Consider the following 13,093-nt stretch of genomic DNA (forward strand, 5'->3'; position numbering starts at 1 on the left):
TGTTATTAGGGTTCAATACCGGCAAATTGCCACTGCCCGTTGGTAGTGTTCAAGCGAAAACGATAAATAGCGGCTTGGTCTTTGCTGGGTGCAATGAGAGTATAATAAAATTCTGTACCGAATATCAATAAATCTTTGGTTTGCGGGTCAAATTTTATTTTGCGAACACGGTCGTCGCCGCGCGGTCCCAAATTATCCAAAGTAAATTCACTCGCAAGGTTTCCTGCAAATTTACCGTCCATTGTCAAATCCACACTCCACACTTCTGAGCTGCGTGCTTTTCCAAAAAGTAATTTTTTAAGCCCTCCTCCCGTCATCACCAATAGCCCTATCGCATCTATATTTTCCAACTTATCCACAATTTTTCTCTGCTTCACATCTATACAATAAATCACGCCGCGCTCATTTTTGCGGTCGGAGTGATATACCGAAGCTACATATATATAGTTTGTATGGCAATCGTAGGTAGTACCCAAAATGCCAAAAGGGTTTTCGGCAGATTTTTTTGCTCCGGCGGGTAATTCTATAAAAGGTTCCATTATGCCTGTATTACTATCAATACGATACAATATATTTTGTTTGAGGGGCGGATTGGTGAGCGTATTCACAGAAGGAACAGGATAAGAAAAACAATTGCCTTCGGGGTCGCGTACAATATTCGCCATTGTGCCGGCATCGTCCCAGGTTTCGTGCTGAAAAGGTGGGCGGCGGGGATTTTTGGTATCCTTTATGGCAAAACCGATGATGTTTTTTTCATCGGTACTCAATGCCGTAGATTGCGGGTTGAAACCAAATTTGGTGATAAATTTCGGAACTCCGGCACATTCTTGTTGTGCGACAGCTACTGTTCCGTTCCAAGTATTGCAGCCCAATAGGAGCAGCATTACAAACCATTTCATATTATTGGTATAATACATTTTAAAAGAAAAAGTTGGCAGTTTTTTTTACAAAGGTTGATACACAAATTTCGCACCCGAATAGCAGGGATAAACTTTATTTACAAAATTCCGTTTTCAGGCACGCGCTCTGCCCAGCAATACTCTCGTCGGGTGCATTGTCGTTGTGCATTTCAGGTACATACCAAATCACAAGAGGCTGCTGCTCAACAGATTCGTTGTTGATGAATTTTTCGGGACCTTGGCGGTAATCGGTATTGCAACAAGGACCGATGGTGGGCAAATCCATAGTTCCTTCCTCTTTTTGAGGGTTGTCTTTGGTGACATATAAAAATGCTTGGTCGCCGCGCCCGCCGTCATCAAACTGCCCCCTGCCGGGTTCTATGGCGTATTGCCATTTTCCTTTTTGCTGCACCTGATACTGAAATCCCTGCTCCGACAAAGGGGTGGCGGCATCTTGTAATTTCCATTGTTCCTTTTGCCATTTTTTCCATTTATTTTCGCTTTCAAACTCCGAAAATTCCTGCTGTGCGCCATTCAGCGCAATACGGAGTACGGGTCGGTAAATGCCGTCTGTGCCGCAGCCTCTGCCTATACTCGCCGCCGCCGGACGGAAACTGCCGTCTTTATAAAATTCAAATTTTTGCTGATAATTGTAGTTGCACGGCGCGGGCCAACCTTCGCTCCAATAACTTTGCACTATCACAAAGCCTACCGTGTCGCCTTTTTGTACCAAAGGCTGAATGTTGGGAGCTTCTACTGCCACCACCGCTGCCGAACTGAAATAAGGGCAGCCCACTGCATCGCTGTAGCCGAAGCCTTCGGTTCTGGAATAATTGACGTGCCAATCCACCAATTTGAGGCTGTTGATGACAGATGCACCCTTATAGGCTGCATCATATATCATCAATCCATCAGAGGAGGTCATCATATATTTCAGTGTCCAGCCGTCTCGCTCCAAAGTATGTTCTTTTTCGCAGTATTCTTCGGTGATAAAATCGTTTTGCAAGCGGCGTTCTGTGATGCGCAAGCCGGTATTGCCCACCTCTGTCCAGCGCGTACCCACCATATTTTCATCGGTCAAATCCACGATAGCCCATAATGCTTTGGGTTCGAGCACATAGGTAGGAGCTACACACAAATGCTGCGAACGCTCACAACGGCTGTTGTTGAGGGCGGTTTTGGTGCGCTCCATAATGGCTTTGTCTTCGTTGGGTTTGCCGCCCACCGCCGCCTGCACTTCCGGCGATTCGTTGGCGATATATACCGCTAATTTTACTAAGTGTTCGGGTAGCTCAGGCTGCATATCGGGGTACTCAATGGTACGCAAGACACGTTCTTTTTTGAGGTCAATGATGGCAAGCGTAGTGATATTGAGTGCGTAATTATACATTTCCACTTTGTAACAAGTACCATCGCCACAATTTACATTGGCACTCACGCGGTCGGAAGCTGCCAAAGGGCGTACCTGAAAAATTTCATTTTTATAAGGAGTGTGTTTGCTGTCAAACAAATTCTTTTTAAACTCGCTGCTGCCGAGCGCAATGGTTTGTGCCTGATATGCCTCTGCCCCTATTACAGATTTATCCAAGGTAATAATGGGTGTTTCCGAAGCCAATACTTCTGCAACGTGCTGTTTGCGAGCCTCTAATAAATTACCCGAATAGGTGGCAGCGGAGGTGCTTTTATTTTCACATGATAGCGTACTCGCCGCTATTATAAAACAACAACTTAAAAAAATAAAACAGGCTGTGTTTTTTTTACCGAAAAAATAATGAACTGACATTTTGATATATATAAATAAAAAAATAACTTCAATCAAATAAAAGATAAACTCCGGCTAATAGTTTTGTTCGTTTTTTTGCGAAAAATAAGAAGGCTTTTGAAAAGCCGGATTATTTAAAACAGTGCTATCATTGAGTGCGTACAAAAAGGCTGCCAAAGATTGTTGTTCTGCATCGGTGAGCGCAAAAGCGGGCAGGCGTTTATCCAAATACGGCTGCCGTGCAAGTGGTTGATGCGCCTTTATTGCGGCTTCTAAGGTTTCGGCACTGCCATCGTGCAGATAGGGGCTTGTAAAAGAAAGGTTGCGCAAAGTAGGAATCCGAAATCGCCCTTTGTCCTGCGGCTTGCCGCTTTTGGTTGCCACGCCCGCATCGTCTGCCCCTGCCGTTCCGATATTGGCAAAGGCGGTGTTGTGGTCGGCGGCGGCAAGGGTGGCGGCACTGAAATTATTGCCGCTATGACAGGTGGCGCATTGCAGCCTCTGCGAAAAAAACAAAGCCTTGCCGCGCCACGCCGCCGCACTCAATACGGAGCTATCGCCATTTTGCAAAAAGCGGTCGTAGGGCGAAGCGTAGCTGCTCAAACTGCCGCAAAACGCCGCCAAAGCATCAAAAACCATCGCCCACGAGAGGGTGTCTTTGTTGTCGGGATATAATTGACGGATTGCCTGCTGATATACGGCATCTTGCTGAAAACGTTTCAAAATGAAGGTACTATCGGCAGCTTTTTCCAACATTTCCAAAGGAATATTGATAAAAAGCGGGTGACGGAATTGTTGTTCAAAACGCTGCAAATCGGGATTTGCCCAATTAAAAAACTGCATAGCACCGCTATTGATAAGCGTGGAACTGTTGCGTGCTGTGCGCTCCATGGTAGGCGTAAAAGAACGGCGGTAGCCATCGGTGAAAGCAAAATGCGGAGCGTGGCAGGTGGAGCAGGCTGTTTTTTGGGCGGTAGAAAGCCGTTTGTCGTAAAAAAAATACTTACCCAAGCTTATTTTATCGCTCGGTATTTCTTCAACGGCAGTTGCAATCATTGCTGCCGGCGCGGGTATCTCTTCTTTGCAGGCGGTATAAAACCATACAGACCAGCAAAGCAGGGCTATTCCAAAAAGCCTTTTGCGATATGGCACAAAAGGAGGAAATATTATTTTTTTACGCACAATATATCAACCAAATGGTGTAACCTACTTCAAGATGCGTGTTTTGCCCAAAGCAAATTGTAAGACGATAAAAGCTACCACTGCTACTCCCGCCAACTGCATACTGACCGTCCATTGCTTAAAAATCAGTTTTCCGGTGAGCAACAAAATAGCGTATATCATCACTACCGAAGCCAACCACGCCATACCCAAATACCACAGATTGTTGCGCGAGTATTCGCCGGAAGCTCCCGTGAGGGCACGCATCGGAGCCCAAGCTCCATCGGGGCGTACTTTTTTGTAAAAATTGAGCAAATGTGCGCTGGGTTCGGGGGCAGTAAGAAAAGTAGCCGTGAGCCAAGCGATGGTGGTGAATGAAACCGTAAAGAAAAAACTGTACGGAAATTCCCATTTTAAGATAAACTTAGAGAAAGCATAAGCCACAAAAGGCGCAATACTTGCCGTAATTTCGCTCCATACATTGATACGCCACCAATACCATCGCAAAATTAATACCAAACCCAATCCTGCACCACATTCCATCATAAATTGCCATACTCCCGAAATGCTTTCCACATATAAAGATGTAAGCAAGCCCAAACCCATCAGCAATAAAGTTGCCAAGCGCGACATCGTTATCAAAGCAGCTTGCGAAGCGTTGGGATTGACAAAGCGATGATAAAAATCATTGACCAAATAGCCCGCTCCCCAATTGAGTTGTGTAGCAATGGTGCTCATATAAGCTGCCAAAAATGCCACCAACAATAAGCCCAACCAGCCGGCGGATAAATAATCTTTCATGGCATAAATGTAGCCCAGCCGCTTATTTTGGGTAAAAGTGAGGGCTTCTTGCAAATCTTTGTCATTTGCTGCCTGTGTGTGTAAGGCACTGCTGATTTGTTTGATTTGCGGAATTGCCGGAGCAATAGCGGGATTGCTCTGCGCCAAAGCATCTAAAGCGGCGGCATCTTTTATAAATACTTCATCTTTGACGGCGGGATAGCTTTGTTGCAATTGTTGTATTTCGCTGCGCAAAGCGGTATCTTTTACATTGTTGGGAATATTGTATAAAGAAATAGCACACAAACCCACCAAAATCCAGGGCCAAGGGCGCAGACAATAATGCGCCATCTGAAAAAACAAAGTCGCCAGCACTGCATGGCGTTCGTTTTTGGCACTCATAAAACGCTGCGCCACATAACCGCCCCCACCCGGCTCTGCCCCCGGATACCAACTCGCCCACCACATCATACCGAAAAAAGCCACAAAAGCTGCCATACTCAACGACATTATATTGGAATCGCTACTCCCCAAAACGGGCAAAAAATTGAGGCTGCCTGCCGGAGCTTTTGCTATCAGTCCGTCAATGCCGCCGATTTCGGGCGAGTTCACCACCCATACCGCTAACACCACACAGCCCAGCATCGCTATCACAAATTGCAGCGCATCGGTAACGGCAACGCCCATCAAGCCCGACAAAGAAGCATAAAAAGTGGTGAGCAGCATCGCAGCACCGCAATATAGCAAGGCTGCTTGCTGAGATATGCCGAAAATTCCCTGCAATATCGTCATCAATGCCACATTTACCCACGCAATGATGAGCATATTCATAAAAAGCCCCAAATAAATTGCTTTAAAACCGCGCAAAAAAGCGGCGGCTCTGCCGGCATAGCGCAACTCTATGAGTTCTACTTCGGTGAGTACCTCCGCACGCCGCCACAAATTGGCGAAGAAAAAAGTAGTGAGCATACCGCCCGACAAAAAGCACCACCACAGCCAATTGCCCGAAATGCCGTTGTTGCCTACAATTTCGGCAACGGCTAAGGGCGTATCGGCGGCAAAAGTAGTGGCAACCATCGACAAACCCGCCAACCACCACGACAAATTGCGCCCACCTAAAAAATAGGAAGAGAGGTCTTTACCTGCCTGCTTGCTGTATCTTAAACCGATGACCAAAGAAATCACCAAATAAGCAACAATGAGTATCCAATCAATATAAGTGAGCATGTATGAAAGTAGAAGTTCGGTAAGTAAGGGATAAAGTATTTAAAATGAGCTATTTAGATAAATATTTAAAAACAGTTACAACAAATTTTGCCAGTTTTGCAGCGCGTTATCTATACGCTTCACCACCTCAAAACGCTCTATCAAAGCGGCGATATGCGGCAAAGAAGCTCCGCCGCCTATGCCCGTGAGTGCCAAGCGCAAAGGCGGCATCAGTGCGCCCATTTTAATGTTTTTTTCGGCAGCATAATCTTTGATACATTGCTCCACAGAAGCGGCATCAAAAACGGGCAACTGCTCAAAACGGTTTTTGAGTTGGCTCAAATGTTCGGCGGTATCGTCTTTCCACGATTTGCGCAGGGCTTCGGTGTCGTAGGTTTTGGGGGCTTCGAACAAAAAAGTGGTATTTTCCCAAAATTCGTGCAAAAATGTGAGGCGGTCTTTATACATACCGATAGCTTCCTGCAAAAAAGCTCTGCTTTTGCCCTGCGCCTGCTTGTCATGCAGCAGGTCTTCTGTCAGTATTTCGTCGGGTGTATTTTTGAGATATTGGGCATTGAACCATTTGGCTTTATCAAAATCAAATTTTGCACCCGCTTTGTGTACCCGCTCCAAATCAAAAGCGGCGATGAGTTCGTCCATACTAAAAATTTCGCGCTCGCTACCATCGTTCCAGCCGAGTAAAGCCAAAAAATTGGTGAAAGCGGCGGGTCTGAAACCCATTTCGCGGAAGCCGTTGGAACTTTCGCTGGTGGCGGCATTGCTCCACGCCAAAGGAAATACCGGAAATCCCAACTGGTCGGCGTGGCGTTTGCTGAGTTTGCCGCGCCCGCCGGGGTTGAGCAGCAAAGGCAGGTGTGCAAATTGCGGCATGGTATCGCTCCACCCAAAATAGCGGTAAAGCAACACATGCAAAGGCGTAGAAGAAAGCCACTCTTCGCCGCGCACCACATGGCTGATCTGCATCAGGTGGTCGTCCACTACATTTGCCAGATGATAAGTAGGCCAGCCGTCAGATTTATATAATACTTTATCGTCAATTTCGCTGCTTTGGAAAGTCACCTCGCCGCGCACTTGGTCATAAAAAGTGATGGCTTCGGGCTGTTCGGGAGTTTTGAGGCGCACCGTATAATCCGCACCTTTGCGCAGCAGTTCAGCCACTTCATCGGCGGAGCGCGTGAGGCTGTTGTTGAGTTGCAGACGGTTGAGGGCGTTGTAGGTAAAAGAGCCGCCCGCTGCCTCGTGGCTTTGGCGGAGTTGCTCCAAACTTTCGGCACTGTCAAAGGCATAATAAGCACCGCCGTTTTGCAGGAGTATGGCTATGTACTCTTTATAAATATGCCGTCTTTCACTTTGGCGATACGGACCAAAAGCACCGCCTACAATGGGGCTTTCGTCAAACTCAATGCCTACCCACTGGCACGCATCTAAAATATATTGCTCGGCTCCTGCCACATAGCGTTTTTGGTCGGTATCTTCAATACGAAGCACCAAAGTTCCTTGATGCTTTTTGGCAAAAAGATAGCAATACAAGGCTGTGCGCAAACCTCCGATGTGCTGAAAACCAGTAGGCGAAGGCGCGTAGCGTGTTCTTACAGGGCGAAGCAAATTCATTCGTACAATTAAAGAAGTATTAAATAAATATTAAATTATCGCTGCAAAGGTAGCAGATGATTTTTTAAAATTCACTATACAAAGGAATAATCGTTGTAGGAAATGAAAGCACACAAAGTTTTTTAGTTTTGATGAAGTTGGAGTGTTTGCGGCGGCAGCAGTTTTTAACTTTGTCAAAGTTGCACCGCCCACGACATAAGCGACAGTTTTTTAACTTTGACAAAGTTGGAACTTTGTCAAAGTTGCACTACAAAAGGTAAATGCGGCACTACAAAAGGTAAATGCGGCACTACAAAAGGTAAATGCGGCACTACAAAAGGTAAATGCGGCACTGCAAAAGGTAAATGCGGCACTGCAAAAGGTAAATGCGGCACTGCAAAAGGTAAATGCGGCACTGCAAAAGGTAAATGCGGCACTGCAAAAGGTAAATGCGGCACTGCAAAAGGTAAATGCGGCACTGCAAAAGGTAAATGCGGCACCGCAAAAGGCAAATGCGGCACCGCAAAAGGCAAATGCGGCACCGCAAAAGGTAAATGCGGCACCGCAAAAGGTAAATGCGGCACCGCAAAAGGTAAATGCGGCACCGCAAAAGGTAAATGCGGCACCGCAAAAGGTAAATGCGGCACCGCAAAAGGTAAATGCGGCACCGCAAAAGGTAAATGCGGCACCGCAAAAAGGTAAATGCGGCACCGCAAAGGTAAATGCGGCACCGCAAAAGGTAAATGCGGCACCGCAAAAGGTAAATGCGGCACCGCAAAAGGTAAATGCGGCACTGCAAAAGGTAAATGCGGCACTGCAAAAGGTAAATGCGGCACTGCAAAAGGTAAATGCAGCACCGCAAAAGGTAAATGCGGCACCGCAAATGATAAATGCGGCACCGCAAATGATAAATGCGGCACCGCAAATGATAAATGCGGCACCGCAAATGATAAATGCGGCACCGCAAATGATAAATGCGGCACCGCAAAAGGTAAATGCGGCACCGCAAAAGGTAAATGCGGCAATGCAAAAGGTAAATGCGGCAATGCAAAAGGTAAATGCGGCAATGCAAAAGGTAAATGCAACAATGCTCACGACAAATGCAACAATGCCCACGACAAATGCAGGCATTTTTTAACTTTGACAAAGTTATAACTTTGTCAAAGTTGGGGTGATTGGGCGTGGAGCAGCACTCACCAAGTATTTATATTACAAAAAAACAGAATAAGTATTGTAAATATGCCGAGGGTCATGTATATAATAACATTATTAAAAAAAAGAAAGAAAAGCAGCATTTTTTTGATTAGAAAAGTACAAAGAAACAATGTCAGGTTTTTTTTGGAAAAAATCAGAAATACAGAAATTAAAAAAAAAACAGATACATATAAAATAATATTTCCCTACCTTTATCATAGTAAAGCCAATACTATGCAAAGCTTACAGATTTTTCCATTGCACTATAAAGACGAAGGCAAAAAGATAGGCATAAAATCCTATCCGAATCCTTCTACTAAGGCATTATTGGCAAAATGTGACACCCTCAAATACAACAAATCAAAAAAAGATAAAATGATAAATATCGACCAAGCAAAACAAAGTTTTGATGTTTTTAAAACCGCGTATCAGGGCTATAAAAATAGCGACCTTACGGAGGCTGATACTCGGTCTAAGTTGCTTGACGACTTGTGTAAAAATGTACTCGGCTGGTCTGAAAATGATATTGACCGTGAAAAATTCGTTGAGGTCGGGTATTATGACTATTTATTTTCTATACCGGGCTTTCAGTTTGTAATAGAAGCAAAAAAACAATTTGTAGAATTTATTTTGCCCATCAGACACAAAAACTTATCACTTGGAACTTTTAAAGGGCAGAATCCTGATGTTGTAATGCAAATAAGGCAATATCTATTTGAGGTGGGATTGCAGTTTGGTATAATTTCAAATGGTAGGCAATTTATAATTTCTAAATTCATAAATTCTGACGGAACAGATTGGCAGAAGAATAAATGTATCATTTTTAACGGGATAGATGATATTGAGAATAGGTTCGTAGAATTTTACAACTTGCTTTCTAAATTTGCAATAGTTGAAAAGGGCAGCATAGTATTATTTGATGAAAATGAAACAAAGGGGCAAACAATATTATCATCTCTTGCAAATAAAGATGAAGAACTTGTCAGAAATGACCTGAGTTCTAACTTAAATCCTGTTCTAAATGAAGTTTTTAGTGAGATATATAAATATGAAGTTTTAGACAACAGGGAACTCATCGAAGAATGTTTTATTGAAAACGAAGAGATTAAAAAAAATAAGGATGACATTGAAAAATTATTTGGGGATAGACCACCCAAACTTGCCGAAGTTAGCCCAGTAAGAAATACTAAAAACTTGGCTGGACAAATAAAGAGGGAATTAGAAACACATCCGATTGGATTGAGAGATATTGAGCCGCCTCGACCTATAATTATTGTTGGCTCAAAAGGCGCAGGAAAAACCACGTTCATCAACTTTTTATTCAAAGTATCATTTTCAGCCGATTTTTTGAAGAAACGACCATTTGTTTACATTGATTTTAGGAGATATGTGGAAGAAGATGTTACTCGGATAAGCCAAGTTGTAACAAAGGATGCCTTAAATGCTTTGTATGAAAACTACCCCGAATTTGAGTTGCATACCCAAAAAGTATTGAAAAGGATTTATATAACAGAGATAAAGAGAAACGACGAAGGGACTTGGGTAGATGATAAGAAAGCGAATACTGAAAGGTATAACCAACTTCTTAATGGTTTTTTAGAAACAAGTATTCAAAATACAGAAAATCACTTTATCAAGGTTTCTGAATATTTACTTCGAGAACGGGCTTTACGGTTGTGTCTTGTGCTTGACAATGCAGACCAATTTGAGTTTAATATTCAAAGGAAGGCATTTCTTTTTGCTCAAAGTATAAATCGAAAGGCAAAATGTGGGGTAATTATCTCTTTGCGTGAGGGGTATTATTATCAATGGCGTAATCAACCTCCGTTTGATGCTTTCGCTAGTAATGTCTATCACGTTACTGCCCCGCCGTACAAAGAAGTTTTGCAAAAAGAATAGATTATGCACTTAAAAGCCTAAAAATTGAAGGCAAGACAATAGGAAATGTTGGCAATAGCCTAACACTTGAAATAGATAATGATTCTGTTAGAGATTTCTTGTTGAGTGTAAAACAATCATTGTTTGGAGAGGAAAACTTTAAAATGCTGGATTTCCTTGAAGCAACTACATACCCTAATATACGTGAAGGGTTAGAGATTTTCAAACACTTCTTATTATCAGGACACACAAAAGTTAGCGAGTATGTGATTAGGCAAAAAGTTTCACCAAATGCTCCCAACCCTATTCCTTTTTGGGAATTTTTGAAATCCACTGCATTAGAAAATAAGAAATACTATAATCAAAAACGTAGCAAAGTAAACAACATCTTTAATCCTGTTTATGGCAGTAGAAGTCATTTTTTAAAGTATAAAATAATAAAATACCTTTCAGACAGAGCAGAGCACTTAGGCTATTCCGAAAAATTATTGCCCGTAAGCCAACTTGTCGAAAAGTTCACGAACATGGGTTATAAAAATAGTATAATAATTGACGAACTCAATGACTTACTGAAATACAGAATGATAGAAACTGATGATAGCACATCAGATAGAGAAGTTGATATTGAATTACAGCAAGAACAAAATATTTGTGTTTCATATAAAGGAGTATATTACATTACAGTTTTAGTGTGCAATTTTGGGTACATTGATTTAGTTCTTCAAGATACTCCCATTTTTGATGCCGATGAATATAGCAAGATACGACAAGCTTTCCCTATTGACAAAGGGTATGATAAAAGAAATTTGGCAAAACGTAAAGAAACCGTACTTTTATTTATGAATTACCTGACAAAGCAAGAGAAATTGGAAATCACGGAAGAAGAAAGTTCATTGAACAATATTGTGAGAAAAATCTATGATAATGGACTACAAAAGGAGTTAGACAGAGTAGATTCAAGTATCCGAAATTTGAAAAATAGTAGAATTTAACAAATCGCAGAACAAAGGCTTGCTGTCCATACCGCCGAACAGCCAGCCCGCAAACCCAACGCACGGCGGCACGACAGCAAGCCAAACGTTATGTGGCATTATAAAGACCGAACTATATGAAAATTACTTTTACAAGCACAAAAAACGATAGCACAACAAACATTGCTACACAATGTCCACACTGCGGACACTTTGGAACTTTTATCCCTATCGCAGGTCACGATGTCCATACTTATCATAGTGAATACGAACAACACCTAGGTAAAAATATTGATATAATTGAAAATTTTTTGGGTATAAGAAAATGTCCTAATGAAAAATGTCAAGGGCATTTATTCTTCATATCTGACAATAACAAAAACGTACTAATTACTTCTCCAACTAAAACAATTCCATTTGACAAAGAAAATATACCTAAAAAAGTATTGAACGCATTTGAAGAAGCAATTAAATGTCACTCAAACTCTTGCTTTATTGCCTCTGCTATAATGATTAGAAAAACTCTTGAAGAAATTTGTATTGACAGAGGTGCAACAGGTAAAAACTTATTTAAAAAATTAGAAGAACTAGGTAGCAAGATTCTGATTCCTCAAGAATTATTAAGTGGAATGAATGAGTTGCGACTTTTAGGTAATGATGCGGCTCATATTGAAGCACAGACATTTTCAGAAATAGGTAAAGATGAAATTGAAGTTTCTTTAGAATTTACAAAAGAAATTCTAAAAGCAGTATATCAATACGAAAATCTATTACAGAAACTTAAGAAATTGAAAGATAAATCAAATAACGCCACATAACGAACTGTGCAAAAAACCAAGAAAATTACATAGAAATTTCTAAATAATTTTTGCTGTAAGGGATTTGATTTTTACTACACCAAAAACTAATTTTAAGAGCTTGTTGCATACAGCTATGAGGGCTGCTTTTTTGTTGTTTCCTTTCTCTACCAATCGCTCGTAAAGGGCTTTGCAATGTAGGTTAGACGGTTTCGTGTCCAGAAACCCGCCCGAACGCAAAGCCCGAAAACGTTAGCTGTCATTATAAGACAATAATCCTCATAAAATTATAAAAAGGAAACCGAAATGAATAGACCAAAAGAAATAGAATATAACCTTATTTTCAAAGTTATATTGACTTGGTTGAATTAGGAGATTTTCAAGAAATCTTTATAAAAAACACAAAGTTTACAATTGATTTTTTCAATAGTATTCCATTTGAAAAGCATAATTATAAATATGGAACTGACAAGTGGACAATAAAAGCAGTTTTAATGCATATTATTGACACAGAAAGAGTATTTGCATATAGAGCTCTCGTTTGTTTGAGAGGAGATAACAAAACGCCTTTACATAGTATGGACGACAATTTATATGCTTCTAATATTGATGTAACTTCAAGAACTATGAAAAGTTTGCTTGAGGAATTTCAAGTAGTCAGAAGAAATTCAAATCTGCTCTTTCAGAATATTACAGAAGAACAAAGTAAATTTCTGAGAAATGGTGTTACTCACAATTTCAGTGCAAGAGCTTTAGGTTTGATAATGATGGGACATATTCTACACCATATTAAAATTATAAATGAAAGATACTTATAACACGAATACAAATCAA

General features: G+C 41.7%; 10 protein-coding genes. 4 read left to right on the forward strand and 6 right to left on the reverse strand.

Going from position 1 to position 13,093, the window contains the following annotated elements; translation table 11 throughout:
- Positions 1-5 precede the first annotated feature (5 nt).
- The 6 genes from IPL35_01395 to IPL35_01420 all read right to left on the reverse strand — a co-directional run bounded on the left by IPL35_01395 (position 6) and on the right by IPL35_01420 (position 8,507).
- Entirely contained in the window at positions 6-899 is an 894-nt protein-coding gene (locus IPL35_01395) for a hypothetical protein (GenBank protein MBK8442132.1), read from the reverse strand.
- A 94-nt stretch (positions 900-993) separates the two neighbouring features.
- The gene (locus tag IPL35_01400; protein MBK8442133.1) at positions 994-2,682 is read right to left on the reverse strand and encodes a hypothetical protein; all 1,689 of its coding nucleotides are present in this window, start codon (positions 2,680-2,682) and stop codon (positions 994-996) included.
- A gap of 54 nt (positions 2,683-2,736) precedes the next feature.
- A complete protein-coding gene (locus tag IPL35_01405) occupies positions 2,737-3,813 on the reverse strand; it encodes a hypothetical protein (protein MBK8442134.1) in 1,077 nt (358 codons plus the stop codon).
- A 54-nt stretch (positions 3,814-3,867) separates the two neighbouring features.
- On the reverse strand, positions 3,868-5,829 hold the full coding sequence (locus IPL35_01410; GenBank protein MBK8442135.1) for a Na+:solute symporter: 1,962 nt from the start codon (positions 5,827-5,829) through the stop codon (positions 3,868-3,870).
- 75 nt (positions 5,830-5,904) lie between these two features.
- Entirely contained in the window at positions 5,905-7,434 is a 1,530-nt protein-coding gene (locus tag IPL35_01415) for a glutamate--tRNA ligase (protein ID MBK8442136.1), read from the reverse strand.
- A gap of 242 nt (positions 7,435-7,676) precedes the next feature.
- Complete coding sequence (locus IPL35_01420; protein MBK8442137.1) at positions 7,677-8,507, reverse strand: hypothetical protein; 831 nt, start codon at positions 8,505-8,507, stop codon at positions 7,677-7,679.
- 250 nt (positions 8,508-8,757) lie between these two features.
- On the opposite strand from IPL35_01420, the gene IPL35_01425 reads away from it, so the two are divergent.
- From IPL35_01425 to IPL35_01440, 4 genes are all read left to right on the forward strand, one after another.
- On the forward strand, positions 8,758-10,512 hold the full coding sequence (locus IPL35_01425; protein MBK8442138.1) for a hypothetical protein: 1,755 nt from the start codon (positions 8,758-8,760) through the stop codon (positions 10,510-10,512).
- Between the two features lie 119 nt (positions 10,513-10,631).
- Positions 10,632-11,483, forward strand: a complete 852-nt coding sequence (locus IPL35_01430) for a hypothetical protein (protein ID MBK8442139.1) — start codon at positions 10,632-10,634, stop codon at positions 11,481-11,483.
- A 116-nt stretch (positions 11,484-11,599) separates the two neighbouring features.
- Positions 11,600-12,280 carry a DUF4145 domain-containing protein gene (locus tag IPL35_01435; protein ID MBK8442140.1) on the forward strand — a complete coding sequence of 227 codons (681 nt, stop codon included), beginning with the start codon at positions 11,600-11,602 and terminating at the stop codon, positions 12,278-12,280.
- A 338-nt stretch (positions 12,281-12,618) separates the two neighbouring features.
- The gene (locus IPL35_01440) at positions 12,619-13,077 is read left to right on the forward strand and encodes a DinB family protein (protein ID MBK8442141.1); all 459 of its coding nucleotides are present in this window, start codon (positions 12,619-12,621) and stop codon (positions 13,075-13,077) included.
- The last annotated feature ends 16 nt before the right edge of the window (positions 13,078-13,093 follow it).

Source organism: Sphingobacteriales bacterium, from assembly GCA_016711285.1.
Lineage (GTDB): Bacteria > Bacteroidota > Bacteroidia > Chitinophagales > UBA2359 > JADJTG01.

Coding starts and splice junctions, on each gene's coding strand:
- IPL35_01395 (MBK8442132.1), bottom strand. CDS start 899: ATGAAATGGTTTGTAATGCTGCTCCTATTGGGCTGCAATACTTGGAAC.
- IPL35_01400 (MBK8442133.1), bottom strand. CDS start 2,682: ATGTCAGTTCATTATTTTTTCGGTAAAAAAAACACAGCCTGTTTTATT.
- IPL35_01410 (MBK8442135.1), bottom strand. CDS start 5,829: ATGCTCACTTATATTGATTGGATACTCATTGTTGCTTATTTGGTGATT.
- IPL35_01435 (MBK8442140.1), top strand. CDS start 11,600: ATGAAAATTACTTTTACAAGCACAAAAAACGATAGCACAACAAACATT.